Source organism: Streptomyces sp. NPDC006458 (assembly GCF_040612135.1).
GTDB lineage: Bacteria > Actinomycetota > Actinomycetes > Streptomycetales > Streptomycetaceae > Streptomyces.
On record NZ_JBEXPR010000036.1, the window covers coordinates 24,131 to 50,674 of the forward strand.

The window sequence follows — 26,544 nt, forward strand, 5'->3', positions numbered from 1 at the left end:
CCTAGATGTCATTCCACGGAATTCCGTTCGAGGGAGGCACGATTTGCCTGACGGCCCTGAGCGGTTCACCTTCCCGTCGCATTGGTTTCTTACTGTTCTCCGACCTTCACGCATGCTTTGGCATCTTCTTTGCCTTCTACGCCTCATCCCAGAGCAGGAGCACCATGACGAGGGTTCGCAGCCGATGGTCACGTCCCCGATCCGGGGACATGGCATCCGCGCCCACGGACGCCGGCCCGCCGACCGCACAGGTCACCCCGGCCGAGCTGGACGACTGCCTGCGGGCGTGCGCCGTACACAGCGGCAAGCTCGTCGGCAGCCTCGACCCCCGCCGCGTCGCCCTGGCCGAACAGCTGCGCAAGCTGCTCGCCCTTTGGGCCGTCCAGGAGCAGCCCGAACCGGCCCCGGCCGGCGCGGGCGGCCTGCTGCGACGCGGCACCCGGACCACGAGCCCCGCGATCGGCAACGACCTGCTCGACGCCCTGCTGGCCGTCGGCAACAAGGCGCTGGACTGCGACTACGACGACGAGCTGAACCTCACCCTGCTCATCAGCGACACCGTCCTGACCCTGCGCAAGAACTCCCGCGCCGGCTGGCGGCTGCGCGGACGCCTGCTGGAGTCGACGGGCCGCCCGGAAGCCGCCGTCGAGGCCTACGACCGCTATCTGGAACTCACCGACGACGACGGCTTCGGGGTCCGCGCGAAGGCCGCCGGCCTGCGCGTCGCCCAGGACAGGCGCGCCGAGATGCTCGCCCTGCTGCGCTCCACCGTCCCGGCCGCGGCCGGGTTCACCGGCCGGCCCGCCACCGACACCTGGGCCGACGGCCTCGCCGCGCACGCCGACGGCGACTGGGACACCGCCCGCGCCCGTCTGGTGGGAGCGCTTCTCGCCATGGACCGCGCCGAGGCGCCCGAGCAGGACTTCCAGGAGGCCCTCGGCCACTACCTGGACCTGGCCACCAGCGCCCAGGTGCGCCCCGACGCCGAACTCATAGAACTCATAGCCCTGTTCGCCGAGCAGCGCCGCAACCGCATGCGCGGGCCGGTGCCGGACCCGACCTACGGCGGCGTGGACTGGCTCAGCCTCGGCGAGTTCCGCAACCGGATCGCCGGGAAGTCCATCGCCCTGATCGCCAACTCCGGCAAGGTGGGCACCTCTTCGATGGGCGCCGAGATCGACGCCTACGACCTGGTCGTACGCTTCAACTCGTACAAGATCGACGCCGCCCACACCGGCCGGCGCACCGACATCCACGCCACCATCCACAAGCACGGCTTCAACTGGGACAAGCCCGTCGACACCCGCCTGGTCTTCGGCGGTGTCTCCGGCGACTGGAAGTACTCGCTGCGCACTCGGCTGGTGCCCGGCGCCCAGAAGCACCTCGGCGACGAGTCGCTGCGCTGGCCCGTGCGCAACATCGGCCGGCTGGGCACCGACGCCTGGCCCGCCATCCCCACCAGCGGCTTCAACATGCTCTGGCTGCTCGACTTCCTCGACGTCAGCCCCACCCTGGACCTGGTCGGCTTCGACTTCTACGAGTCCGGCGCCTACCGCATCGACGCCGCCATGAAGATGCCCATCACGTCCGTGCACGAATACACCAGCGAGAAGGCGTGGGTCATGGAACGGGCCCAGAACGTCTCCGGCATGAGGATCTCCCTGCGATGACCGCGACCCACATATCCGCCGCGCCGAGCTCCGCGGCCCCGGCCACCGACGCCCGCGCGCTCACCGGCAAGCGCCGCATCGCCTTCGCCAGCTTCGTCGACGAGAACTACCTGCCGGGCTTCCTCGCCCTGCTGCGCTCCCTCGCCCTGTCCAACCCGGGCGTGTGCGAGGACTTCGTCGTCCTGCACGACGACCTCAGACCGTCCTCCGTCGCGAAGATCCGCGCCCTGCATCCGCGGGTCGACTTCCGCCGCGTCGACGCCGACCACTACGACACCTACGCCAAGGGCGACCAGGACAACTACCTGGTCCGCAAGGCGTACTTCATCCTCGACGTCTTCAAGATCCGCGACTACGACACCGTGATCACCCTGGACACCGACATGGTCGTCCTCGGCTCGCTCGCGGAACTGCTCTCCCTGCGCGAGGGTCTGGCCGCCGTACCGCAGTTCTTCTACGGCCGGCACAAGCTCAACAGCGGCCTGCTGGTCATCCAGAAGGAGTACCTCAGCGACGCGTTCTACGCGAAGATCGACAAGGTCGGCCGCGAGGGCTCCTACGAACTCGACAAGCACGACCAGGGCATCCTCAACGCCGTCCTGGACGGCGACTTCGTGCGCCTCGACCCCAAGTACAACTTCGTCAAGCGGCGGCTGTCCGGCGACCTCGCGGTCCCCGACGACACCGCCGTCCTGCACTTCACCGGCCGCCACAAGCCCTGGCAGGGCGGCGAGGCCGGCTACACCCAGGCCCAGGACCGCTGGCGCGAGTTCGACATGAGCGACGCGGAACTGCACGCCGCCTACCTCTCCCGCGGCGGCAGCCACCACCGCGACCTGCTGGTGCACTTCGGCACCCCGCACGTGGAGCGCACCGGCGACGTCGACACCGCCCGCAAGGTCGCCCTCGCACACATCGGCTCCGGCGACTACCAGTCGGCCGTCGACGTCATGGAGCGCGTCCACATCCCCGTGGACGAGGCCTGGCCGCACGAGGTGTACGGGCACGCCCTGATGAGCGTCTCCCGCTACGACGAGGCCCGCGCCCAACTGCTCCTTGCCTCCTGCGCGCCCAACCGCGCCGCCACCGCCTTCGCCCGTCTCGCCCAGATCTCCTGGGTGCACGGCGAGGACACGGCCGCGCACAAGTACGCCCTCCAGGGCCTCACCGTCGACCCCACGCACCGGGCCAGCCGCATCTGGCACCAGCGGTCCGTCGGCGTCCCCGTCCAGCAGCAGGGCAGCGCCGGACAGCAGCTCGCCCACGTCGCCTTCTACATGGACCGGCAGGGCAACGCGGGCGACAAGCTGCTCCCCGAGAGCGTCCGGCTCGCCTTCGACCAGGACTTCAGCGCCCGCCGCTGGCACTCGGTGCACGCCCACCGCCTGTTCGACGAGGCCGCGCTGGAGCGGGTCAACGCCCGCCGCGGCATGGTCATCGGCGGCGGCGGCCTGTTCATCCCCGACACCATGCCCAACGGCAACAGCGCCTGGCAGTGGAACGTCCCGGACGAACTCCTGAAGCGGATCGACGTGCCCATCGCGGTGTACGCGGTCGGCTTCAACGCCTTCGACGGGCAGTCCTACCGCGCCCAGCGGTTCCGTGAGTCGCTGCGCCTGCTGGTGGAGAAGTCCTCCTTCTTCGGCCTGCGCAACCACGGCTCGATCGCGAAGGTCCGCGCCATGATCCCGGCGCACCTGCACGACAAGGTCCGCTTCCAGCCCTGTCCGACGACCGTCACCCGCCAACTCGTCGCGAACTGGCAGGACCCGGCACGGCGCGAGGACACCATCCTCGTCAACGCCGCCTACGACCGCGCGGGCCTGCGCTTCGGCCACGACTACGGCTACTTCCTCGCCCAGATGGCCCGCGCCGTGAAGGACCTCGGCTCGCTCGCCGAGGTGCAGATCGCGGCGCACTCCCTCGACGACGAGAAGCTCGCCTTCGACCTGCGCCGCGAGCACGGGGTGTCGCTGCCGGTCATCCCGATGTACGACTTCGAGAACGACGAGATCCGCGCCCTGTACGCGCGCACCAAGCTGGTCATCGGCATGCGCGGCCACGCGGGCATGATCCCGTTCGGCTGCGGCACGCCGATCATCAGCCTGATCTCGCACCCGAAGATGGCCTACTTCCTCGCCGACATCGAGCGGCCCGAGTGGGGCGTGTCGGTCCACGACCGCAACCTCGCCGCCGTCCTCGTCGAACGCTCCCGCGACCTCCTCGCCGACCACGCCAAGACCGTGGCCGACGTACACGGCCGCCAGCAGGAGCTGTGGAAGATCACCCAGACGAACGCCGCCGAACTGCGCACGATCCTGGGCGCCTGACCCCGGACATCGGCCCCCACCGCGCCGAACTCGACGCAACGGGGGCCGATGCCCAGCGCCCCAAAAGGGCGCTTGCCTGTGTCGATACACGCCCCGCCACAGGACGCGAACACCACGACGCCGCGACAGGGGCTGTCAAGGGGCCCGGGCCTGTATCGATGTGCGGCTCCGCCGCAGGACGCAAACCCCCACGACGACCCGCCAGCCAAGAGACGGCGGAGCCCGTTGAGGGGCGCGGGGAACTGCGCGAACACCCACGACGGCCCGGCAGCCGAGGGACGGCGGAGGCTGTCAAGGGGCGCGGGGAACTGCGCGAACAACCACGACGGCGCGACAGCCAAGAGACGGCGGAGGCCGTTGAGGGGCGCGGGGAACTGCGCGAACACCCACGACGGCGCGACAGCCAAGAGGCGGCAGGGGCGTCAAAGGGGCGCGGCCCTGTGCCGATGGGCGGCCCTGCCGCAGCGCGCGAACAACGACGGCGCCGCAGCCAAGGAACACCCCACCCCCAGCGGAGCGTCAGCGCACGCTGGTGACCGCAGCCAGCCGCGTAACATCCCGCGCCGACCCCGTCACCCCCGACAGAAAACCCTGCGCCCGAGGCGACGCACTCTGCGTCAGCCAGCGCGGATCGATGTCGCAGACGGCGACCCGCACCTCCGTCCCGGCCAGTGCCAGCGGCAGGGTGTGCACAACGGTGGAGGGAAAGCTGAGCACCGTACGCCCGATCGGCCCACGGCGGGCGATCAGCTCCAGCGGGAGGTCGGGCCGGACGATCTCCAGGCCCGTCTCGACCGCGAGACGGTGCAGTTTCTCGGCGCTCTCGCGACGGTGGGCGAAGTAGCGGGTGGCGCCGTGCGTCTTGGCGAGGCCGGTCACGGCCTCCAGATAGCGGTCGCTCTCGACGACACCGGTCTCGACGAGCGAGGTGCCCACCATGTCGGCGGTCTTGGTGATCCGCGGCGGGCCGAAGCGGGCGCGGGTCCAGGCGAAGGAGTTGGCGGTGATCGTGACGCCGTCGGGGCTCTCGTCGATCGGCATGGACGAGAACACCTCGACCTGGCGGTGCTCGCCCGGAGTGAGGCGGCGGCGCGCGGCCGAGGAGACCGGCGCGAACACGAGGTCGCGGGGGCCGGGGCGGCTGCCCTTGCGGTGCCAGCGCACCAGCCTCTCGCCGCGCGCGAGCTGGGTGACGAACTCCATGGTGGCCGTGCCGTCGTCGACGACGACCAGCTCACGGGCCCGGGTGATGGTCAGCAGCAGCTGGACGTACCGGGAGAACGGATCGCCCATGACGACCCGGTCGGTCCGGCGCAGCGGGCCCATCAGCCCGCCGATGGTCTGGAAGGGGGCCGCGGTGCCCCCGCGGGCCTCCTCCCAGCGGACCTCGTAGCCCTCCTCGCGGGCCAGTTCCGCCATCCGGCGGAGCTGGCCGCGGGTCATCGGGTCGACGGGCGAGAGGACCACGAGCGTGAGCCCCGCGCCGGGCGCATGCGCATGCGCCCACTCCAGTACGTTCAGCAGCTGTACCGGGCTCTCGACGAAGGCGAGAGTGCGGGGGCCGGCATTCCCGGCGCGGGGGCTCATCGGCGGTACGACCGTCCCGTCGTAGGAGGATCTTGGTCCGGGTGGTTCAGACGGCGGTTCAGACGGAGACCGGCTCGCCCGCGGCGGCGGCGATCTCCGCCTCGGCGACGACACCGGTGACACGGCGCAGCTTCTTCATCGGGCCGAGCTCGGAGTCGTAGACCTTCTTGACGCCGTCACCGAGGGACGCCTCGATGGTGCGGATGTCGCGGACGAGGCGCGTCAGGCCCTGCGGCTCGACGGAGGCGGCCTGGTCGGAGCCCCACATGGCGCGGTCCAGGGTGATGTGGCGCTCGACGAAGACGGCGCCGAGGGCGACCGCGGCCAGCGTGGTCTGCAGGCCCGTCTCGTGGCCGGAGTAGCCGATCGGGACGTTCGGGTACTCCTTCTCCATCGTGTTGATCGCGCGGAGGTTCAGCTCCTCGGCCTTGGCCGGGTAGGTCGAGGTGGCGTGACACATCACGATGTTGTCGCTGCCCAGCACCTCGACCGCGTGGCGGATCTGGCGGGGGGTCGACATGCCGGTGGAGAGGATGACCGAACGGCCGGTGGAGCGCAGGGCGCGCAGCAACTCGTCGTCGGTCAGCGAGGCGGAGGCCACCTTGTGGGCGGGGACGTCGAACTTCTCCAGGAAGGCGACGGCCTCGGTGTCCCACGGGGAGGCGAACCAGTCGATCCCCTTGTCCTTGCAGTACTCGTCGATCTGGCGGTAGTCGTCCTCACCGAACTCCACCCGGTGGCGGTAGTCGATGTAGGTCATCCGGCCCCACGGGGTGTCGCGCTCGATGTCCCACTGGTCGCGGGGGGTGCAGATCTCCGGGGTGCGCTTCTGGAACTTCACGGCGTCGCAGCCGGCCTCGACGGCGACGTCGATCAGCTTGAAGGCGTTCTCCAGCTCACCGTTGTGGTTGATGCCGATCTCGCCGCAGATGTAGACGGGCTTGCCGGGGCCGACCTCGCGCGAACCGAACGTGCGCAGACGGGAGTTGGTGCTCATGTCAGGGGTCCTTACTTGGTGGAGGGGTCGAGAGAGTCGAGCGAGGGTCCGAGAATCCAGCCGGCGATCTCCCGGATCGCACCGTCGCCACCCGCGACGGTGGTGACCGCGCGTGCGGCGCCGCGTACGACGTCGTGGGCGCTCGCGACCGCCACGGGCCAGCCGACGACGGCGAAGCACGGGAGGTCGTTGACGTCGTTTCCGACGTAGAGCACGCGCTCCGGCGCGATGCCCTGCTCCTCGCACCACTGCTTCAGTGCGAGGTCCTTGCGGTCGATGCCGTGCAGCACCGGGAGCTTGAGCTTCCGGGCGCGGGCGGCGACCACAGCGTTCTGTTCCGTGGACAGGATGAGCATCCGCAGCCCGCTCCTGCGCAGGGCGGCGATGCCGAGCCCGTCTCCGCGGTGCACGGAGACGAACTCCCGTCCGTCGGAGTCGATCAGCACCCGGTCATCGGTCTGGGTGCCGTCGAAGTCGAGGACTACGGCGTCGATGTCGTCGTAGGTGGGAAGGGCGCCGGGGCGGTCCGCGTCGAACAGCGGGGCCAGCGCGCGGGCGCGGGCCAGGTCGTGCGGGTCGTCGATCTCCAGCACCCGGGCGGGGTCGGTGCGGACCAGTTCCGTACGGCCGAAGAAGCGGTGGTTGTGGGTGCGGAACCCGGCCGCGTCCATGGCGTAGGCGGCGCCGGTCTCCAGGTAGTCCTGGGGACGGTCCTGGCGGCGGGGCCGGTAGGACTTGTCGTGGTTGACCCCGACGCCGCCCTCGCTGTCGTCCTCGGCGTCGCGCCAGACGAAACCGTGGAAGGGGGCGACGGTGACGGCGGTGTCGGCGCCGCCCCCCGTGACCGCTGCGGCCACGCCGTCGATGTCCTCGCGGACGACGAAGGGGCTGGTGCACTGCACGAGCAGGACCACGTCGACGGCGGAGCCGTGCCGGGCCTCGTGGGCGTCCATGGCGTGCAGGACGGCCGCCTCGGAGGTGGCGGTGTCCCCGGCGATGGCGGCGGGGCGCAGCACGACCTCGGCGCCGGCCGAGCGGGCGGCGGCGGCGATGGCCTGGTCGTCGGTGGAGACGACCACGTCGGTGACGTACCGGGCCGCGACGCACTCGCGCACCGCGCGGGCGACCAGCGGAACACCCCCGACGGGCGCGAGGTTCTTGGCGGGCACGCCCTTGGAGCCACCACGAGCGGGAATGACGGCGAGCACGCGACGCACGGGCGCGCCCGCAGCCGGCGGGTTGGACATGGGTTGCACTCCTTGCGCAGGGTTCGCGGAGGGGAGGGCGGCGAAACCGCCCTGAAGGGGCGCTGGGAACGGCGCGATCGGCCCCGACGGCGCCGCGGACGACGCACGGCCCGGCGTGGGGTTCCCGGTGGAGCGCCCCGTCACAGCTCCCCCATCCGCCGGATGACGGGCGCCACGCGCTGCACCCCGTGCCGGTAGGCACCACGCGCGGCCCGGCGCACGATCTGCCGGACAGGCCCCGGCTCCTTGTCATGCGCGGGAGCACCCGGCGACGGCGTCCCGTCGGGCCCGAGATGGTGCCGGGCGAGGATGCCGGGCAGATACCCGGGCGCGGTGGCGGGCGTGTAGTACGGCGTCAGCGGCGCGCGCCCGCCCGGCTGCGCGAGCAGCTTGGCGATGCGCTCCTTCGCGGCGTCGAAGGCCGTGTCGTACGAGCCGTCGGCCACGACCCCCTGCCGGGAGACCCACTCCTCGTCGGGAGCCGGCCGGTGCCCGCTGTCGAGCTGGTCCCAGGAGGCGAGGCACCCGGAGCCGACGAAGTGGTGGTTGCCGAGGACCTCACGGACCCCGAGGTCGGTGAGCACGACGGTGGGGATACGGCGGTGCAGCGACTCCAGCGCGGCCGTCGAACTGATCGTGACCAGCAGGTCGGTGCGGTCGAGAACCTCGCCCATGTTGCCGTACACCAGGCTGAAGTTGGGCGGCAGATCGAGCTTCTGCGCCAGCCTCTGGTACGGCAACTCCTCGATGTGGGTGGTGTGTTCGCCGGGCTTGGAGCGCAGCTTGAGCAGCACCTCGCGCTCGGGATGCAGCCGCGCGTGCCGCACCAGCCGTTCCAGCAGATACGTCCGGTCCTTGCGGGAGTCCGGGACGGAGGGCTGGGCGGCGAACACCACGGTGTAGGGGTCGTGTTCACCCTCGTAGGGGGCACCGCCGAGGAACGGCAGGGCCACCTCGGTGACCGAGTCGGCGTCGGCGCCGACCCCTTCGTACACCGCGCGGAAGCGTTCGGCGTCCTGGCGGGAGTTGGCGAGGACGAGGTCCGCGCCGTGCCGCAGGAGCAGGCCGTCGGCGAGCTTCTCGTAGACGACGCCGACATAGCCGGTGACGACGACGGGCCGCTCGGGGACGTCCTCCCACACGCGCTTGAGGCCGTGCAGCATGGCCTGGACGCCGCCGCCGACGAGGGAGAGCACGAGGATGTCGTACGACCCCTGGGCCATGGCGCGCAGGAACTCGACGACGGTGACCTCGGTGAGGGAGTCGGCCGGCACTCCCACCTCGGCCAGCTGCCGGGCGGTGGGCGTGGCCCGGCCGCGCAGCAGGAAGCCGTCGAGGACGGGTTCTCCCGGTGCGATGCGGCGCGCGGTCAGCGCACCCCATTTCCATCGGGTGTCCGAATCCGCGAGCACGGCGATCCGCGTGGGCTTCGTTGAACTAGGTGGCACGTCGATGACGCTAGGAAGCGATTCCAAGTTGTGGGCCAACCACGACTCAACGAAGGGTTAACAGCAGCCCACCGGGAGCCGAACTGGCTCCCGGGAAGGCCGTATGCACCTTGGGTGCACCGTTCCGACACATTCAGTTCACTCCTTGTATGCCCGTCGGCTGGTCACTCGGCGGGCCCACCTTCTAGGCTTTCGCGAGTGCCAAAGCTTTCCGTGATTGTGCCGTTCTACAACGTCCAGCAATACGCGCCGGACACGCTCAGAAGTCTTCGGATGAACGCTCGAAGCGACTTCGAATTCGTATTGGTCGACGATCATTCCAAGGATGAGACGCCGGCCATTCTCGAACGCGCGGCCGAGGAACTCGCCGAGGTCGCCCAGGTGCGGTACGTCCGTCACGAGGTGAACGGCGGTCTCGCCACCGCCCGCAACACCGGCCTGGACGTGGCGACCGGCGAGTACGTGACATTCCTGGACGGCGACGACTGGCTGGCCCGCGGCTATCTGTCCGAGCTGGTCACCGCCCACGAGAAGCTGGGCTGCGACTTCGTCCGCGTCGACCACGTCCAGGCCACCGCCCGCGCCCGGACCGTGCACCGGGTGCCGGTCGGCCTGCGCGGCGAGGTGCTGGACCCGCGCGCGGCCATCCTGCCCGCCGACCGCTCCACCTCCGTGGACTACGCCTACGCCTGGGCCGGCTGCTACCACCGCCGGCTCGTCGACCGGGGCCTGGTGCACTTCACGGACGGGCTGCGGACCGCCGAGGACCGGCCGTGGATCTGGAAGCTGCACCGCGAGGCCGAGTCCTTCGCCGTGCTGAACCTGTACGGCGTGTTCTACCGGCGCGGGGTCGCCACCTCCCTCACGCAGATCGGCGACGTCCGCCAGCTCGACTTCATCCGCGCCTTCGACCAGGTCGTCGAGGAGACCGCCGCCGACCGGGACGCCGACAAGCTGCTGCCCAAGGCCGTGCGCACCTACTGCGCGATCATCGCCCACCATCTGGCGGAGATCGAGAAGTTCGAGCCGGCCGTCGCCAAGGAGCTGCGCGCGCGCAGCGCGGCCGCCATACAGCGCATGCCGCAGGGCGCGCTAGGCGACGTGCTCGACACCATGGATCTCAAACGCTCCACCAAGCTGCGGCGGCTGCGGCGCCGGGCCTCCAGTGCGAAGGCGGCTGCCTGATGTCCCGTACCACCCAGATCTTCTGCGCCTCCACGCTGTACGGCGCCGCGACCCTGGCCGCCGCGATCGACTCGGACTGCTTCACCGAGGCGGACCGCCGGGTGCTGCTGGTGTGCAACAACGCCGCCACCCCGGAGACCACGCCCGCCGTGGACGAGATGCCGGGCTTCGAGCATCTGCGCGACCACTTCGACGACGTGGTCTCCTTCAACGAGGCGATCCACCCCTACCACCCGGGCGCCTGGGCGCCGCGCGCCGACGACCTGCCGCTGTTCGAGCGGTATCTGCGGCTGCTGTGGGGCCTCGGCGACGACCGCGTCGAACTGGTCCTGGAGTCCATCCAGGTCAACCCCGCGCTGGCACTCGCCCAGATCTTCACCGGGGCGCCCGTCGACGTCTACGCCGACGGCCTGATGAGCTACGGCCCCACCCGCAACAAGATCGAGCCGCTGGTCGGCACCCGCGTACGGCGCGTACTGCACCTGGACCTGGTGCCCGGCCTGACCCCGCTGCTGCTGACCGAGTTCGGCGTGCCCGCGCAGGTGCTGCCCACGCCCGCCTTCCTGAAGGTGATGAGCTGCCTGGCCGGCGCCTCCGGCGAGCTGCCCGCCCTGCCGGACGACTCGGCGCTGCTCCTCGGCCAGTACCTGTCCGCGCTGAACATCCTCTCCACCAAGGAGGAAGAGGACCTGCATGTGCGGATGATGCGCGGCGCGGTCCGGCGCGGGCACAAGGCCATCGTGTTCAAGCCGCACCCGACCGCGCCCGCCAGCTACAGCCGCGCCCTGGAGGCCGAGGCGGAGAAGCTCGGGGTCGAGCTGACGGTCGTCGACACGCCCGTGCTCGCCGAGGTGCTCTTCGAGAAGGCGCAGCCCGCGCTGGTCGTCGGCTGCTTCTCCACCGCGCTGTTCACCGCCTCCGCGTTCTACGGCCTCCCGGTCGCCCGCGTCGGCACCGAGGCGCTGCTGGACCGGCTCACGCCCTACCAGAACAGCAACCGGGTCCCGGTGACCCTGGCGGACGCGCTGCTCGCGGACCTGGAGACCGAGGGCGGGGACACGCTGCCCAAGGAGCAACTGACCGGTCTGCTGCAGGCGATCGGCTTCACCATGCAGCCGCAGATCCTGCCGGCCCTGCGACCGGCAGCGGAACGGTTCCTCTCCGCCCATCTCGGTCCGCGCACCCAGCGCTACTTCAAGCGCCGCCGGCTCACCGCCCTGGGTCTGCCGGGCGGCATCCCGGAGCGGCTGGCCTTCCTCCCGCGCAACTCCACGGCCCGCCGGATGGTGCGCCGCGCGAAGGCGCTGCGCAAAGCGGTGCGTCGTTGAGCGTTCCGCCGGAGGTGCCGGGTGCCCGCCGTCGCCCCTTCGGCCGAACGGCCGAAAGCCCTCCGTCGCGCCGTCGTGGCTGGTCGCGCGGTTCCTCGCGCCCCTGAACCGGCACCCTGCGCCAAGCTTCGGTTAATACCGAACGACCACCACGGAAACGGTGGCCAAGAATCCGGTCTGACCGTTGATTCCGCGGTTGAGGGGCGTGGGCGTGACCCTAGGATCACGCCCACGCCGCCCCAAACCGACTCCGTGAGGCACCTCATGTCGAACCTCGCCCGGCTCTACGCGCTCCTCGACGACGTCCGGCTGCCGGACGACCTGCCGTACACGCAGTGCAGCACCTGGGAGCTGAAGTTCCTGTATCTGCTGGGCCGCCATCACCTCACCGGTGAGGGCCGGATCGTGGAGCTGGGTTCGGGCGGCGGCGGGTCGACGTACGCGCTGGCCAAGGGTCTGAGCGAGTCCCCGGTGTTCGACCCGAGGACCGGCCGGCTGCACGCCTACGATTTCTTCCGCGTCGGCAAGGGCACCTTCGCCACCGAGAAGTTCTTCGACTCCGGCAAGGCCCCGGAGGGCGACAACTCCTTCCTGGCGGAGTTCAAGGGCCGGCTGGAGCCCTTCCTGCCCTTCCTGGAGATACACGCCGGCGACCTGTGGCAGACCTCCGACCCGGACGACACGGCTCCGGTGGAGTTCCTGCACATCGATATCGCCAAGACCGCCCGGGTCTTCAAGTGCGTCAGCGAGCGCTTCCTGACCCGGCTGAGGCCCGGCTCGGTCGTGCTGCACCAGGACTTCGCCGGCCCGCGCCTGCCGTGGCTGCACCACAGCACCGGTGCCCTGCTGCCGTACATCGAGATCGCGGGCCCGCCGATCCGTTCCACCCTCGCCTTCGAGGTCACCAAGCCCATCCCCGCGGACGTCCTCACCCGGATCAGCGAGGACGGCTTCTCCTACGAGGAGAAGCTCCGGCTCATCTCCGCCGTCCAGGAGCGCGTCGACCGCGACCACACCGACGGCATCCCCTTCAGGTCCGTACTGGAGCTCGCCAAGGCGTACGTCGCCCACTACGACGGCCGGCACAGGCAGGCCTGGGCGATCACCAAGCCGCTCCTGGACGACGAGTACCTCTCGCGCACCCGCGCCGATCACTTCGAGCAGTTGCGCAAGGCGTACGAGAGCGAGCGCGGGCAGGCCGCGCGGCGCTCTCCGCTGCGGCGCATCAAGAGGCTCGTGCGCAAGGCCGTCCGTCGCTGACCTGCCGCACGCCGCCGACGTGGCGGTCTGTCACCGAGGGTGACATCTTCGGTGTGGTCGTCGCGGTGTGTGACCTGACACAGTGGGTCCCGACAGGTGAACACTCCCGTCGTGCTCGAGTGAACCGTGGTAATCGTGTAAGGAGTGGGATCGCTCGCCGCGGATTCATGATCGACAAAGCTGGAAGACGGGCGAGTTTACCCATCGGTGTCCGCAGCTATGCCTGGGCCGGTCAGATTTTCTTCCCCTAACGGGCTGAACTTTTGTTGATCGCGGGTCAGTTGACCGTCCCGGCGTCCTACCCTTCAGAGGGTGAAGCAACCCATGTCCCTAGAGTCCGAGGCCGTTCCTCCCGGGGAAGCCGTGCTTCCCGGCACGCTCCCCGAAGAGCTGCGTGCCGAACTCGTGGCGTTCCGCCGCGACCTGCACATGCACCCCGAGCTGGGCAACCAGGAGTTCCGTACCACCGCGGCGATCAAGGCGCGGCTGGAGCGGGCGGGCCTGAAGCCGCGGGTGCTCGACATGGGGACCGGGCTCGTCTGTGACATCGGTGTGCCGGACGGGGTGTGGAGCGGCGGCCCCCGCATGCTCGCCCTGCGGGCCGACATCGACGGTCTGCCCATCCCTGACGCCAAGACCGAGTGCCCGTACCGCTCGACCGTGCCCGACCGGGCGCATGCCTGTGGCCATGACGTGCACACCACCGTCGTGCTCGGGGCCGGGCTGGTGCTGGCCGATCTGCACCGGCGGGGGCTGCTGCCCCGGCCGGTGCGGCTGCTGTTCCAGCCCGCCGAGGAGGTGCTGCCCGGCGGGGCCGCCGACGCCATCGGGTGCGGGGTGCTGGACGGGGTCGAGCGGATTCTCGCCGTGCACTGCGACCCCAGGGTGGACGCGGGGCGGATCGGGCTGCGGGTGGGTGCGATCACCTCCGCCTGCGACCGGCTGGAGATCGCCCTCGACGGGCCCGGCGGGCACACCGCGCGGCCGCATCTGACGACCGACCTGGTGACCGCGGCCGCGCGCGTCGTCACCGACGTGCCCGCGCTCATCGCCCGGCGGGTCGACACGCGGGCCGGGGTGGCCGTCACCTGGGGGCGGATCGAGTCGGGGCATGCCTCGAACGTCATTCCGCAGCATGCCGAGCTGTCCGGGACCGTGCGGTGCCTGGACATCGAGGCGTGGCGGCAGGCGCCCGATCTCGTGGTCGCGGCGATCGACGAGGTCGCGAATCTGCATCGGGCCAAGTCGGAGATCACGTATGTGCGGGGGGTGCCGCCGGTCGTGAACGACGCCGGGGCCACCGAGCTGCTGCGGGAGGCGATGGTCGCCCGGCGTGGGGCGGACTCCGTGGAGGGCACCGAGCAGAGCCTGGGCGGTGAGGACTTCTCCTGGTACCTGGAGCACGTCCCCGGCGCCATGGCCCGCCTCGGCGTCCGCCCGCCCGGCGAGCGGACCGTGCGCGACCTCCACCAGGGCGACTTCGACGTCGACGAGTCGGCGATCACGGTCGGGGTGGAGCTGTTCACGGCTGCGGCGCTGGTCGACGGGGGCGTGTAGCCCCGGTGGGGCTGCTGTAGCGCCTTTTGTTCGGTGGGTGGTGCGGGGCCGCGCCGGGGGGTATCCGTCCTCGGTCCGCCGATCTGGTCTCCTACGGGGGCTGAGGGTGGTCACCGCCGTCCGCTGCGGGCGGACACCCCCCGACACGTCCCCTCCCCGCCGTACACGCCTTTCCGGCGCCTCCCGTCCCGTCCCCTCCTCGCCGTACGCGGCTTTCCGACGCCCTCCGTCCTGCTCCCCCTCCTCGCCGTACGCGGCTTTCCGGCGTGCCCGCCCCGTCCCTTCTCGCCGTACGCGGCTTCCCCGCGTGTCAGACCGCGGCCGTCCTGGGTGGTGCGGGGCCGCGCCGGGGGGTATCCGTCCTCGGTCCGCCGATCTGGTCTCCTACGGGGGCTGAGGGACGTTGACGGCGTCCGCTGCGGGCGGACACCCCCCGACACGTCCCCTCCCCGCCGTACGCGGCTTTCCGACGCCCTCCGTCCCAGCCGCGGACCGGCGCGAGCCGCCGCCGCCGCGGGCATGCGTGCCGCTAGGGGCGGCACGGGTGGGCGTGGCGGTACCTCGTCGGCGCCGAGTTGCGTACCGCCCCCCGCCTCAGCCGCGACGCCGCCCGGCCGGTGAGCATGCCTTCGCTGGGCCCGCCCCGCCGCAGGCCGGCAGGACGCCGAGTCGCGCAACGGCCGCCATGACACCTGATCGGAGTACGCCCGGGTCGGCGGCGTCCGGCCGTTCCGGTTGCGGGCTGGTCTGAGGGGAGGGAGTCTGACCGTGAGTGCGGGCGGCCTGTGGTCCTCTGTCCTTTTCGAACCAGTGGGTAACGAGGGCGTAACCGGCCATCGGCACGAATGGATAACGGCCGCGCGGAACCCCGTTCCCAGGAGTGTCTACGCGCGTTAATCTGCGCCGAACCTAGCACCCACTGCGGGGCTTTGGAGAATGGGGAACTTCAGATGCGTCGGATATCCAAACTGACTCGCGTCGCGGTGGGGGTCGCGTCGATCGCGCTCGCTGCCACGGCCTGCGGCGGCACCAGCAGCGACGGTGGCGACAGCGGCGACAAGGAGGACCTCGGTCTCGCGATCGCCTACGACATCGGCGGCAAGGGCGACCAGTCCTTCAACGACGCCGCGTACGCCGGTCTGCAGAAGGCCCAGAAGGAGTTCGGCTACAAGACGGCCGACATCGAGCCCACCGAAGGTGAGACGGACGCCGACAAGGAGCAGCGTCTGGCCTCCCTCGCCAAGCAGGGCTACAACCCGGTCATCGGCGTCGGCTTCGCCTACGGCCCGGCCATGGAGGCCGTGTCCAAGGACTACCCCGACACCACCTTCGGCATCGTCGACTCCGTGGTCGAGGGCAAGAACGTCGCCTCCCTGGTGTTCGCCGAGCAGGAGGCCTCCTACCTCGCGGGTGTCGCCGCGGCCAAGGCCACCAAGAGCAACACGGTGGGCTTCGTGGGCGGCGTGGACGTCCCGCTGATCCACAAGTTCGAGGCCGGCTACCAGCAGGGTGTCCAGGACACCAGCGGCGGCAAGGTCAAGGTCATCTCCCAGTACCTGACCCAGACGGCCGAGGAGGGTGGCTTCTCCAGCCCGGACAAGGGCAAGGCCGCCGCCGAGGGCCAGATCGAGAAGGGCGCCGACGTCATCTACGCGGCCGCCGGTCTGTCCGGTCAGGGCGTGATCGAGGCCGCTTCCAAGGCCGGCGTCTGGGCGATCGGTGTCGACTCCGACCAGTACAGGCAGGAAGCCCTCTCGGCGTACAAGGGCAAGATCCTCACCTCGGCCCTGAAGGACGTCGGCGGTGCGGTGTACACGCTGGCCAGTTCGGTCCAGGACGGCAAGCCGCTGACCGGCGTGCAGACCTTCGACCTGAAGGTGAACGGCGTGGGTCTGGCCGAGAGCAACCCCGAGTTCGCCAAGATCGCGGGTCTGGCCGACGCCGTGGCCAAGGCCAAGGAGGGCATCACCAGCGGCGAGATCAAGGTCAAGAGCGAGTAGTACCCAGCGGTACTTCAGCGGTACTTCATTCTTCTTGCCGCGCCGGAGCGGGCGGGTGCGACAGCGCACCCGCCCGCTCCGGCGTGCTCGGCCCCGGCTCCGGTACGTCACTCACCGCCACGTTCCCTTCGCGGAAGGCAAGCCCCCGGCGGGCCGCGGAGTCAGCTGGGCCACGGCCGGATAACAAGGTGGACAGAAGGGGTTTTCAGGTAGGTCTACGCGCGTTAATCTGCGGCGAAGCCAGCGCCGAAGCTGAACCGTCCTCCGGCGCGCTTGTACGACAGGAGCACCACACAATGCGCCGGATTTCCCGGATCACGGTCGCAGGCGCAGCGACCGCCTCTCTGGCCCTCGCCCTCTCCGCCTGCGGCGGCACCTCGACGTCGAGCTCGTCCGCCGAGTCGAAGGGCGACCTGGGCCTGGCCATCGCGTACGACGTCGGCGGCAAGGGCGATCAGTCCTTCAACGACGCCGCGTTCTCGGGCCTGGAGCAGGCGAAGAAGGAGTTCGGCTACGACACGGCCGACATCGAGCCCACCGAGGGCGAGACGGACGCCGACAAGCAGCAGCGCCTGGAGTCCCTGGCGAAGCAGGGCTACAACCCGGTCATCGGCGTCGGCTACGCCTACGCCTCCGCGGTCAAGGGCGCCGCCGAGAAGTTCCCGAAGACCACCTTCGGGATCGTGGACGACTCCACGATCGAGGCGAAGAACGTCGCCGACCTGGTCTTCTCCGAGGAGCAGGCGTCCTATCTGGCCGGTGTCGCCGCGGCCAAGGCCACCAAGTCCGACACGGTGGGCTTCGTGGGCGGCGTGGACATCCCGCTGATCCACAAGTTCCAGGCGGGCTTCGAGCAGGGCGTCAAGGACACCAAGGCGCAGGTCAAGGTGCTCACCCAGTACCTGACCCAGACGGCCGAGGAGGGCGGCTTCTCCAGCCCCGACAAGGGCAAGTCGGCCGCCGAGGCACAGATCGAGAAGAAGGCCGACGTCGTCTACGCGGCGGCCGGTCTGTCCGGCCAGGGCGTGATCGAGGCCGCCGCCGCCAACAAGGTCTGGGCGGTCGGTGTCGACTCCGACCAGTACACCCAGGAAGCGCTGGCGAAGTACAAGGACTCGATCCTGACCTCCGCCATGAAGGACGTCGCCAAGGCTGTATACAACCTGGCGAAGTCTGTCGAGGACGGCAAGCCCGTGACGGGTATCGTTCGGGGCGATCTGAAGAGCGGCGAGGTGAGCCTGTCGAACTCCAACCCGGAGTTCGCGGACAATGCCGAGATCCAGAAGGCAGTCGAGACCGCCAAGGAGAAGATCATCAACGGCGAGATCAAGGTCAAGAGCAGCTGAGCGGGCACACCTTGAGCAGGGTGTGACCGAGGGGTGGCGTTCGCTCGACCGGGTGCGGAAAGACTTTGCTCTTCGTACCCGGTTGTCGGCTATGCGTGGCCCCCTGAAATGCCGTAGGGGCGCTACGCGCGTAGACGGCCCCCGTCCCCAGGAGAGTGCGTCATCAACGCGTCCAGCAGCCCTCCGGCCGGAGCGGCGGTCAACGATTCGGTGACCGCCGTCGAACTCGCCGGGATCACGAAGCGATTCCCCGGTGTCGTGGCCAACCACGACATCCACCTCACCGTTCGCAAGGGCACCGTCCATGCCCTCGTCGGCGAGAACGGCGCCGGCAAGTCGACCCTGATGAAGATCCTCTACGGCATGCAGAAGCCGGACGAGGGCACCATCGCGGTCGACGGCGAGCAGGTGAGCTTCTCGTCCCCGGCCGACGCCATCGCGCGCGGCATCGGCATGGTGCACCAGCACTTCATGCTCGCGGACAACCTCACCGTCCTGGAGAACATCGCCCTCGGCAGTGAGAAGCTCTACGGCATCGGCGCCAAGGCCCGGCGAAAGATCAAGGAGATCTCCGACCGCTACGGCCTCGGCGTGGAGCCCGACCGTCTGATGGAGGAGCTCGGCGTCGCCGCCCGCCAGCGCGTGGAGATCCTCAAGGTCCTCTACCGCGGCGCGACCACGCTGATCCTCGACGAGCCGACCGCCGTGCTGGTCCCGCAGGAGGTCGACGCGCTCTTCGACAACCTGCGCGAGCTGAAGTCCGAGGGTCTGTCGGTCATCTTCATCTCCCACAAGCTGGGCGAGGTGCTGTCCGTCGCCGACGACATCACCGTCATCCGACGCGGTACGACCGTCGGTACGGCCGTGCCCTCGCAGACGACCCCCCGTCAGCTCGCCGAGATGATGGTCGGCAGCGAACTGCCGACGCCGCAGACGGCGGAGTCCACGGTCACCGACGACGTGGTCATCGAGGTCGAGGACCTCACGGTCTACTCCTCGGGCTCGGTGACGCTCGGCAAGTCCTCGGCCGCCCTGCTGATGGACGAGGCCAAGCACGGCAACGTCAAGCGCCTCCTCGACGACATCTCGTTCAAGATCCACGCCGGTGAGGTGCTGGGCATCGCCGGGGTCGAGGGCAACGGCCAGACCGAACTCGTCGACGCCCTGATCGGCCTGAAGAACGCCCACTCCGGCACCATCCGCTTCCTGGGCAAGGACATCACCGGTGTCCCCACCCGCAAGCGCCGCGAGGACGGCATCGGCTACATCCCCGAGGACCGCCACCGCCACGGCCTGCTCCTGGAGGCCCCCCTCTGGGAGAACCGCATCCTCGGCCACGTCACCGAGAAGCCCAACAGCAAGGGCGTCTGGCTGGACCTGAAGGCGGCCCAGGAGGACACCCGGCGCATCGTCACCGAGTACGACGTGCGCACCCCCGGCATCGACGTCACCGCGGCCTCCCTCTCCGGCGGCAACCAGCAGAAGCTGATCGTCGGCCGCGAGATGACCCACAAGCCGCGCTTCCTGATCGCCTCCCACCCCACCCGCGGTGTGGACGTCGGCGCCCAGGCCGCGATCTGGGACCACATCCGTGAGGCCCGCCGCGAGGGCCTCGCCGTGCTGCTGATCTCGGCCGACCTCGACGAGCTGATCGGCCTGTCCGACACGCTCCGGGTGATCTACAACGGCAAGCTGGTCGCGGACGCCGACCCCGCCACGATCACCCCCGAGGAACTGGGCTCGGCCATGACCGGTGCCGCAGCCGGACACCTCGAGCACGAAGAGACGCCGGACGCCCCCGAAGACGAGGCCCGCTGATGAAGAAGTTCGACAAGGAGCGCGTGCTCCTCGCGGTGGCCGGACCGGTCATCGCGCTCGCCGTGGCCTTCGCGCTCAGCGCGATCGTGCTGATCGCCTCCGGCAAGAACCCCGTCGAGCCGTTCTCGCTGATGTTCGAGCAGCTCGGCTACTCCGACAAGCAGGTCCTGATCATCAACCAGGCGTCGATGTACTACATCGCCGCCCTGGCGGTCGCCGTCGGCTTCCGGATGAACCTGTTCAACATCGGCGTCGACGGCCAGTACCAGCTCGCCGCCATGATGGCCGCGATCGTCGGCGCGCACATGAACCTGCCGGCGGTCATCCAGATCCCGCTGCTGCTCCTGGTCGCCGCCGCCACCGGCTCGCTGTGGGCCTCGATCGCCGGTGTCCTGAAGGTCACCCGCGGCGTCAGCGAGGTCGTCGCGACGATCATGCTCAACGCGATCGCCGTCTCCGTCATCGCCTATCTGTGGCTGCCCGACGTCCTCGGCGTCACCGTCGGCAACAACACCACCACCGGCGAGATGCACGAGTCCGGCTGGGTGCCCGGCTTCGACATGGGCGACGCCGGCGAGATCTACGGCCTGGTGATCCTCGCCGCGCTGCTCGGCATCGGCTACTGGGTCGTCCTGAACCGCACCCGCTTCGGCTTCGACCTGCGCGCCTCCGGCGCCTCGGAGTCCGCGGCCGCGGCCAGTGGTGTCAACCCCAAGCGCATGGTGCTCATGGCCATGCTGATCTCGGGCGCCATCGCCGGTCTCGCGGGTCTGCCGATCCTCATGGGCGACGCCCACACCTTCGACCGCAACTTCCCCACCGGCATCGGCTTCCTCGGCATCGGCATCGCCCTGCTCGGCCGCAACAGCCCGGTCGGCATCGCCTTCGCGTCCCTGCTGTGGGCCTGGCTCGACAAGGCCTCCCCTGAGCTGGACTTCCACGGCTACGACAAGGAGATCGCGGTCATCATGCAGGGCATCATCGTCCTCGCGGTGGTCGTCTCCTACGAGGTCGTCCGCGAGTGGGGCCTGCGCCGCCAGCAGCGCCGCGTCGGCGCCGAACTCGCCGCCGGCCACGTCCTCGGCGCCACCAACAACGAGAACAAGGAGGTGGCTGGCCGATGACCACCGCGACCGACGTCAACCAGCCCTCGCTGCAGCCCGCGGCGCCGGGCGGCCGCCGCATGTCGCTGGCGGTCCTGATGCTGGTCATCGCCGGCGGCCTGGCGCTGACCTCGATCGTCCGCATCATCACGGACGCGAACGGCATCACCAACGTCAGCCAGATGTCCACCGCCCTCCAGCTCGCCGTGCCGATCGGCCTCGCCGGTCTCGGCGGTCTTTGGGCCGAGCGCGCGGGCGTCGTCAACATCGGCCTCGAAGGCATGATGATCCTCGGCACCTGGTTCGGTGCCTGGGCGGGCTTCCAGTGGGGCCCGTGGACCGGTGTCGTGATCGGCATCCTCGGCGGCGCCCTCGGTGGTCTGCTGCACGCCTTCGTCACCGTGACGTTCAACGTCAACCACATCGTCTCCGGTGTGGCGATCAACATCCTCGCCCTCGGCGCCACCCGCTACCTGTCCCCGCTGGCCTTCGAGGGCAACCAGGGCGGCTCGGCCAAGCAGTCCCCGCCGGTCGACTCCCTCGGCCACTTCACCGTGCCAGGACTGTCCGACTGGCTGCGCGACCTCAACAACGAGGGCTGGTTCTTCATCTCGGACGTCGCCGGTCTGCTCGGCGGCCTGGTCACCAACGTCTCCTGGCTGACCCTGATCGCCATCGCGCTGATCCCCGGCACCTGGTGGGTGCTGTGGCGCACCGCGTTCGGTCTGCGCCTGCGCTCCTGCGGCGAGAACCCGGTCGCGGCCGAGTCCCTCGGTGTGAACGTCTACAAGTACAAGTACATCGCCGTGATCATCTCCGGCGGCCTGGCCGGTCTCGGCGGCGCCTTCCTGTCGATCGTGGCCAACCCCTTCTACCTGGAGGGCCAGGTCTCGGGACGCGGCTACATCGGTCTCGCCGCGATGATCTTCGGCAACTGGATGCCGGGCGGACTCGCCCTCGGCGCCGGCCTGTTCGGCTACACCGACAGCCTCAACCTGCGCGGCGGCTCGGAGAACGTCCACGCCCTGCTGCTGCTCGGCGCGCTGCTGCTGATCATCGGCGCGGTCTGGATGGCCGTACGCAAGAAGTGGATCTCGGCCGTGATCACCGTGGTGATCGGTGCCCTGGTCCTCGCCTGGTACGCCGGTACCAACGAGGTCCCCAACCAGGTCGTCTCCGCCACGCCGTACGTCATCACCCTGGTCGTGCTGGCCCTGTCCGCCCAACGTCTGCGCATGCCGAAGGCCGACGGACTTCCGTACCGGAAGGGACAGAGCACGTGACCTCCTTCGACTGGGATGCCCTGCGGGGCGTGGCACGGGAGGCCATGTCCCACGCCTACGCGCCCTACTCGGGCTTCCCGGTCGGAGTCGCCGCACTCGTGGACGACGGCCGCACGGTCTCCGGCTGCAACGTCGAGAACGCCTCCTACGGGCTCGGCCTGTGCGCCGAGTGCGGGCTGGTCTCGGAGCTCCAGCGCACCGGGGGCGGCCGGCTGACGCACTTCACCTGTGTGGACGGCCAGGGCGACATCCTCGTCCCGTGCGGCCGCTGCCGGCAGCTGCTCTACGAGTTCGGCGGGCCGGACCTGCTGCTGGAGACACCGGCGGGGATCCTGCCGCTGTCGCAGATGCTTCCGCAGGCCTTCGGGCCGGACCATCTCAGCAAGTGACACCCCGCGGCCCCTCTGAGAACACCCGCTCAGAGGGGCCGCGACCTTCTTCAGAACGTCGGAAGGAAAGCCATGGCCATGGACGCCATCTCCGTCATCCGCACCAAGCGGGACCGCGGCGAGCTCAGCGACGAGCAGATCGACTGGGTCATCGACGCGTACACCCGCGGCGAGGTCGCCGACGAGCAGATGTCGTCGCTCGCCATGGCGATCCTGCTCAACGGCATGAACCGGCGCGAGATCGCCCGCTGGACCGCGGCGATGATCGCCTCCGGCGAGCGCATGGACTTCTCCTCCCTGTCCCGCCCGACGGCCGACAAGCACTCCACGGGCGGCGTCGGCGACAAGATCACCCTCCCGCTCGCCCCGCTGGTCGCCGCCTGCGGCGCGGCCGTCCCGCAGCTGTCCGGCCGCGGCCTCGGCCACACCGGCGGCACCCTGGACAAGCTGGAGTCGATCCCCGGCTGGCGCGCGCTGCTCTCCAACGAGGAGATGCTGAACGTCCTGGACACCACCGGCGCGGTGATCTGCGCGGCGGGCGACGGCCTGGCCCCGGCGGACAAGAAGCTGTACGCCCTGCGCGATGTCACCGGCACGGTCGAGGCGATCCCGCTGATCGCGTCCTCGATCATGTCCAAGAAGATCGCCGAGGGCACCGGCTCCCTGGTCCTGGACGTCAAGGTCGGCACCGGCGCCTTCATGAAGACCATCGAGGACGCCCGCGAGCTGGCCTCCACCATGGTCGGCCTCGGCACCGACCACGGTGTACGGACCGTGGCCCTGCTGACCGACATGGCGACCCCGCTCGGCCTCACCGCGGGCAACGCCCTGGAGGTCCGCGAGTCCGTCGAGGTCCTCGCCGGCGGCGGCCCGGCCGACGTGGTCGAGCTGACGATCGCCCTGGCCCGCGAGATGCTGGACGCGGCCGGGGTGAAGGACGCCGACCCGGCGAAGGCCCTGGCCGACGGCTCCGCGATGGACGTCTGGCGCCGCATGATCACCGCGCAGGGCGGCGACCCGGACGCCACCCTGCCCGTCGCCCGTGAGCAGCACGTGGTCAAGGCCCCGGCCTCCGGCGTCCTCACCCGCCTCGACGCCTACGGCATCGGCGTCGCCGCCTGGCGCCTCGGCGCGGGCCGCGCCCGCAAGGAGGACCCGGTGCAGGCGGGCGCGGGCGTCGAGATGCACGCCAAGCCCGGCGACACCGTGACCGAGGGCCAGCCGCTGCTGACCCTGCACACGGACACGCCCGAGCGCTTCGAGTACGCGCTCCAGGCGGTCGAGGGCACCTACGACGTCGCCGCACCGGGCACGCCCTTCACCGCCTCGCCGGTGGTGCTGGAGCGCATCGCCTGACCCGGAGCCTCGTCTCCCGCCCGAACGGGACCGGTGCCCTCGCGCCGGTCCCGTTCCGCGTATCAGCCGAGCAGCGCCGCCACGACCACCAGAACCGGCACCGACACCACCGTCGACAGCAGGATCGCCTCCCGGGCCAGCACCTCGCCGACCCGGTACGTGCTCGCGTACGTGAAGAGGTTCTGGGCGGCGGGCAGCGCCGACGTCACGACCACGTCGAGCAGGGACGCCCCGCGCAGGCCGAAGACGCCCGCCGCCAGGAGTCAGGCGGTCAGCGGCTGCGCGATCGTCTTGAGGCCGACGGCCAGCAGCACGGGAGCCCGTTCGGTGCCGCGCAGCGGCAGGGAGCTGCCGCGCAGGGCGATGCCGAAGGCCAGCAGGGCGGCGGGGACGGACATGTTGCCGATGAGGGTGAGGGGGTCCAGGACCGGGGCCGGCACCCGCAGGCCCGCCGCCGAGACCGCCACCCCGGACAGCGATCCCACGGCTATGGGGTTGCGCAGGGGCGTCAGCACGCGCTGCGCCAGCGGACGCTTCGCCCCGCCGCTCGCCAGGTCCAGCACCGTCACCGCGACCGGGGTCACGCCGACCAGCTGGAACAGCAGCACCGGCGCCACCAGTGAGGCGTCGCCCAGGACGTACACCGCGATCGGGATGCCCAGGTTTCCCGAGTTGACGTACCCCGCGCACAGCGCGCCGATCGTCGTACGGGCCACCCCCCAGCGGCGTACGACACCCACCGCCACGAACAGCCCCGCCACGGCCGCCGTGCTCAGGGCCGTCACCAGCAGCCGGGTGGAGAAGATCACCGACAGATCGGCCTGGGCCAGCACGGTGAACAGCAGGGCCGGGGTGGCCACGTGGAAGGCGAGCTTGGTGAGGACGTCACGGCCCTCCTCGCCCAGATAGCCCCGCAGGCCGATCACATACCCGACGCCGATCACCACGACGATCACGGCGAAGCCGCTCAGTACCCCCTGCACGGTGCCTCTCCGGCGGGCCGGCGGTCGGCTTCGGGGCGGGCGGACATCGCGGGCGGTACTGATGGTCGAGGCACGCAGGCAACCCTTGGGCAGGGCTCGGGCCCCGGTCAATGTGATGCCGACAACGCTCTGTGTGACCTCGGCGACGCAACCTTCGGCCCCGGCCGCGCGCCCGGGTGGGGTGATCCGTGCCCGCGTGTGACACCGACCGGGCCGCCGCCGCGATGAGTTCCCGGTGTCCGCGCGGTCTACCGCACGTGGACGCCATGAGACCCGCCGTACTCGTGATCGCCGGCCCCGTCACCCGCAATGAGGTGACGGGGTGGTGTGATGCCGTGCGCTCGGCGCTGGAGTCGACCCGCGCCGGGGTGGTGGAGTGCGATGTGGCCGGGATCGGGCCGCCGGGGCTCGCGGCCGTCGACCTGCTGGCGCGGATGCAGCTCACCGCGCGCCGGACCGGCGGCCGGATACGTCTGCGTGACCCCGACCCGGCGCTATGCGCCCTGCTCGATCTCGTCGGACTCCGCTTCGATGTGCGGGGGCAGCCCGAACAGCGGGAACCACCGTTCGACGTCGAGGAAGAAGTGGAAGCCGGTGATCCGGCCCTCTGAGATCTCCAGCACCTGGATCGCCCAGGGGGTGAAGCCGCCCTTCTCCTCGTCCGGCTTGTAGTGCGCGAAGCCGGGCAGCCCGTTGACCTGCACGGCGCGCAGCCGCGAACCTGCGCATCCCGCGCCGAGCGTCGTCATGAAGCCGGTGATGTCGCCCGTGCCCACCAGCCACAGGTCGAACGGCGGCATCGTCATGACGGCGTCCTCGTGGAGCAGCGCCGTCAGCGCCGCCATGTCGTAGCCCTCGAAGGCCGCGACATAGCGCTCCAGGAGCTTCTTCTGCTCCTCGTCCAGCGGGTCCGACACGGCCGCGTCGGCCCCCGACTCGGACCGCTCGGACAGCGTGGCCCGGGCCCGCTGGAGGGCGCTGTTGACGGAGGCGACCGAGGTGCCGAGCAGCTCGGCGACCTCGCTCGCCCGCCACGCCAGCACCTCCCGCAGGATCAGCACGGCGCGCTGCTTGGGGGGCAGTTGCTGGAGGGCGGCCATGAACGCCAGCCGCACCGACTCCTTGGCGACGGCCGCCTCCGCCGGGTCGGCGGTCGTGGGCAGCACCCGCGCGTCGGGCATCGGCTCCAGCCAGGTGTGGTCGGGGCGGGGGGACAGGGCCGCCTGTGCCAGGGGTGTCGACTCGGACAGGTCCATCGGTCTGGCCCGCTTGTTGCCCGCGGTCAGCATGTCCAGACAGACGTTGGTCGCGATCCGGTACAGCCAGGATCTGAGGCTGGAGCGGCCCTCGAACTTGTCGTAGCTGCGCCAGGCCCGCACCAGTGTGTCCTGGACCGCGTCCTCGGCCTCGAAGGAGGAGCCGAGCATGCGGTAGCAGTATCCCGTCAGCTCGACGCGATGCCGTTCCAGTTCGACGTCGAGGTCTGTCGTCGTCGCCGTGTCGCCCATCGTTCACCCACCCCTGTGGCCGGTCCTGTGTCGTACGCCTCATTACGTCCAGCACTTCGGAAGCTACCCCAGCCCACTGACAATGGCCCGCCATCTCAACAAAGGTGCTGGTCAGGGTGACCTTCTGTGCGTTGCCGACTGCGGGGTGT

At 70.3% G+C, this 26,544-nt stretch carries 19 protein-coding genes and 1 pseudogene; 14 read left to right on the forward strand and 6 right to left on the reverse strand.

Going from position 1 to position 26,544, the window contains the following annotated elements:
* Positions 1-209 precede the first annotated feature (209 nt).
* Positions 210-1,670 carry a glycosyltransferase family 29 protein gene (locus ABZZ79_RS34345; RefSeq protein WP_356695620.1) on the forward strand — a complete coding sequence of 487 codons (1,461 nt, stop codon included), beginning with the start codon at positions 210-212 and terminating at the stop codon, positions 1,668-1,670.
* Entirely contained in the window at positions 1,667-4,000 is a 2,334-nt protein-coding gene (locus ABZZ79_RS34350; RefSeq protein ID WP_356695622.1) for a glycosyltransferase, read from the forward strand. The genes ABZZ79_RS34345 and ABZZ79_RS34350 overlap by 4 nt, the downstream gene beginning before the upstream one ends.
* A 519-nt stretch (positions 4,001-4,519) precedes the next feature.
* Here the strand turns inward: ABZZ79_RS34350 and ABZZ79_RS34355 are convergent.
* The 4 genes from ABZZ79_RS34355 to ABZZ79_RS34370 all read right to left on the reverse strand — a co-directional run bounded on the left by ABZZ79_RS34355 (position 4,520) and on the right by ABZZ79_RS34370 (position 9,279).
* A complete protein-coding gene (locus ABZZ79_RS34355; protein WP_356695624.1) occupies positions 4,520-5,587 on the reverse strand; it encodes a hypothetical protein in 1,068 nt (355 codons plus the stop codon).
* Between the two features lie 58 nt (positions 5,588-5,645).
* Positions 5,646-6,584: an N-acetylneuraminate synthase family protein gene (locus ABZZ79_RS34360; RefSeq protein WP_356695626.1), complete on the reverse strand. Its 939-nt coding sequence runs from the start codon at positions 6,582-6,584 to the stop codon at positions 5,646-5,648.
* An 11-nt stretch (positions 6,585-6,595) separates the two neighbouring features.
* Entirely contained in the window at positions 6,596-7,831 is a 1,236-nt protein-coding gene (locus ABZZ79_RS34365; protein WP_356695628.1) for an acylneuraminate cytidylyltransferase, read from the reverse strand.
* A 140-nt stretch (positions 7,832-7,971) separates the two neighbouring features.
* Positions 7,972-9,279, reverse strand: a complete 1,308-nt coding sequence (locus ABZZ79_RS34370) for a DUF6716 putative glycosyltransferase (protein WP_356695630.1) — start codon at positions 9,277-9,279, stop codon at positions 7,972-7,974.
* Positions 9,280-9,477: 198 nt separating this feature from the next.
* On the opposite strand from ABZZ79_RS34370, the gene ABZZ79_RS34375 reads away from it, so the two are divergent.
* From ABZZ79_RS34375 to ABZZ79_RS34425, 11 genes are all read left to right on the forward strand, one after another.
* Positions 9,478-10,464, forward strand: a complete 987-nt coding sequence (locus ABZZ79_RS34375) for a glycosyltransferase family 2 protein (protein ID WP_356695632.1) — start codon at positions 9,478-9,480, stop codon at positions 10,462-10,464.
* The gene (locus ABZZ79_RS34380; protein WP_356695634.1) at positions 10,464-11,792 is read left to right on the forward strand and encodes an alpha-2,8-polysialyltransferase family protein; all 1,329 of its coding nucleotides are present in this window, start codon (positions 10,464-10,466) and stop codon (positions 11,790-11,792) included. The genes ABZZ79_RS34375 and ABZZ79_RS34380 overlap by 1 nt, the downstream gene beginning before the upstream one ends.
* A gap of 252 nt (positions 11,793-12,044) precedes the next feature.
* The gene (locus ABZZ79_RS34385; RefSeq protein WP_356695636.1) at positions 12,045-13,052 is read left to right on the forward strand and encodes a hypothetical protein; all 1,008 of its coding nucleotides are present in this window, start codon (positions 12,045-12,047) and stop codon (positions 13,050-13,052) included.
* 324 nt (positions 13,053-13,376) lie between these two features.
* Positions 13,377-14,609: a M20 family metallopeptidase gene (locus ABZZ79_RS34390; protein WP_356695638.1), complete on the forward strand. Its 1,233-nt coding sequence runs from the start codon at positions 13,377-13,379 to the stop codon at positions 14,607-14,609.
* A gap of 950 nt (positions 14,610-15,559) precedes the next feature.
* A complete protein-coding gene (locus tag ABZZ79_RS34395; RefSeq protein WP_356695640.1) occupies positions 15,560-16,609 on the forward strand; it encodes a BMP family ABC transporter substrate-binding protein in 1,050 nt (349 codons plus the stop codon).
* A gap of 296 nt (positions 16,610-16,905) precedes the next feature.
* Positions 16,906-17,955 (forward strand): BMP family ABC transporter substrate-binding protein, encoded by a 1,050-nt coding sequence (locus ABZZ79_RS34400; protein WP_356695642.1) that lies wholly within the window; start codon positions 16,906-16,908, stop codon positions 17,953-17,955.
* A gap of 210 nt (positions 17,956-18,165) precedes the next feature.
* Complete coding sequence (locus tag ABZZ79_RS34405; protein ID WP_356695644.1) at positions 18,166-19,773, forward strand: ABC transporter ATP-binding protein; 1,608 nt, start codon at positions 18,166-18,168, stop codon at positions 19,771-19,773.
* The gene (locus ABZZ79_RS34410) at positions 19,773-20,897 is read left to right on the forward strand and encodes an ABC transporter permease (RefSeq protein WP_356695646.1); all 1,125 of its coding nucleotides are present in this window, start codon (positions 19,773-19,775) and stop codon (positions 20,895-20,897) included. Before ABZZ79_RS34405 ends, ABZZ79_RS34410 begins: the two co-directional genes overlap by 1 nt.
* On the forward strand, positions 20,894-22,159 hold the full coding sequence (locus ABZZ79_RS34415; RefSeq protein ID WP_356695648.1) for an ABC transporter permease: 1,266 nt from the start codon (positions 20,894-20,896) through the stop codon (positions 22,157-22,159). Before ABZZ79_RS34410 ends, ABZZ79_RS34415 begins: the two co-directional genes overlap by 4 nt.
* Positions 22,156-22,548, forward strand: a complete 393-nt coding sequence (locus tag ABZZ79_RS34420; protein WP_356695650.1) for a cytidine deaminase — start codon at positions 22,156-22,158, stop codon at positions 22,546-22,548. Before ABZZ79_RS34415 ends, ABZZ79_RS34420 begins: the two co-directional genes overlap by 4 nt.
* A gap of 78 nt (positions 22,549-22,626) precedes the next feature.
* The gene (locus ABZZ79_RS34425; RefSeq protein ID WP_356695652.1) at positions 22,627-23,904 is read left to right on the forward strand and encodes a thymidine phosphorylase; all 1,278 of its coding nucleotides are present in this window, start codon (positions 22,627-22,629) and stop codon (positions 23,902-23,904) included.
* Between the two features lie 62 nt (positions 23,905-23,966).
* On the opposite strand, the pseudogene ABZZ79_RS34430 reads toward ABZZ79_RS34425, so the two are convergent.
* Positions 23,967-24,887, reverse strand: a pseudogene (locus ABZZ79_RS34430) (AEC family transporter).
* 224 nt (positions 24,888-25,111) lie between these two features.
* Between ABZZ79_RS34430 and ABZZ79_RS34435 the strand changes: the two are divergent.
* Positions 25,112-25,498, forward strand: coding sequence for an STAS domain-containing protein (locus ABZZ79_RS34435; protein WP_356695696.1), 387 nt, complete (start codon positions 25,112-25,114; stop codon positions 25,496-25,498).
* Here the strand turns inward: ABZZ79_RS34435 and ABZZ79_RS34440 are convergent.
* Entirely contained in the window at positions 25,382-26,395 is a 1,014-nt protein-coding gene (locus ABZZ79_RS34440; RefSeq protein WP_356695654.1) for a sigma-70 family RNA polymerase sigma factor, read from the reverse strand. The two genes, ABZZ79_RS34435 and ABZZ79_RS34440, sit on opposite strands and share 117 nt — an antisense overlap.
* Positions 26,396-26,544 lie beyond the last annotated feature (149 nt).

What these genes read in the sequence shown, in the direction of transcription:
- ABZZ79_RS34345 (WP_356695620.1), top strand. Translation starts at nt 210, where the DNA reads ATGGCATCCGCGCCCACGGACGCCGGCCCGCCGACCGCACAGGTCACC.
- ABZZ79_RS34350 (WP_356695622.1), top strand. Translation starts at nt 1,667, where the DNA reads ATGACCGCGACCCACATATCCGCCGCGCCGAGCTCCGCGGCCCCGGCC.
- ABZZ79_RS34355 (WP_356695624.1), bottom strand. Translation starts at nt 5,587, where the DNA reads ATGAGCCCCCGCGCCGGGAATGCCGGCCCCCGCACTCTCGCCTTCGTC.
- ABZZ79_RS34360 (WP_356695626.1), bottom strand. Translation starts at nt 6,584, where the DNA reads ATGAGCACCAACTCCCGTCTGCGCACGTTCGGTTCGCGCGAGGTCGGC.
- ABZZ79_RS34365 (WP_356695628.1), bottom strand. Translation starts at nt 7,831, where the DNA reads ATGTCCAACCCGCCGGCTGCGGGCGCGCCCGTGCGTCGCGTGCTCGCC.
- ABZZ79_RS34380 (WP_356695634.1), top strand. Translation starts at nt 10,464, where the DNA reads ATGTCCCGTACCACCCAGATCTTCTGCGCCTCCACGCTGTACGGCGCC.
- ABZZ79_RS34390 (WP_356695638.1), top strand. Translation starts at nt 13,377, where the DNA reads ATGTCCCTAGAGTCCGAGGCCGTTCCTCCCGGGGAAGCCGTGCTTCCC.
- ABZZ79_RS34395 (WP_356695640.1), top strand. Translation starts at nt 15,560, where the DNA reads ATGCGTCGGATATCCAAACTGACTCGCGTCGCGGTGGGGGTCGCGTCG.
- ABZZ79_RS34400 (WP_356695642.1), top strand. Translation starts at nt 16,906, where the DNA reads ATGCGCCGGATTTCCCGGATCACGGTCGCAGGCGCAGCGACCGCCTCT.
- ABZZ79_RS34410 (WP_356695646.1), top strand. Translation starts at nt 19,773, where the DNA reads ATGAAGAAGTTCGACAAGGAGCGCGTGCTCCTCGCGGTGGCCGGACCG.
- ABZZ79_RS34415 (WP_356695648.1), top strand. Translation starts at nt 20,894, where the DNA reads ATGACCACCGCGACCGACGTCAACCAGCCCTCGCTGCAGCCCGCGGCG.
- ABZZ79_RS34425 (WP_356695652.1), top strand. Translation starts at nt 22,627, where the DNA reads ATGGACGCCATCTCCGTCATCCGCACCAAGCGGGACCGCGGCGAGCTC.
- ABZZ79_RS34435 (WP_356695696.1), top strand. Translation starts at nt 25,112, where the DNA reads ATGAGTTCCCGGTGTCCGCGCGGTCTACCGCACGTGGACGCCATGAGA.
- ABZZ79_RS34440 (WP_356695654.1), bottom strand. Translation starts at nt 26,395, where the DNA reads ATGGGCGACACGGCGACGACGACAGACCTCGACGTCGAACTGGAACGG.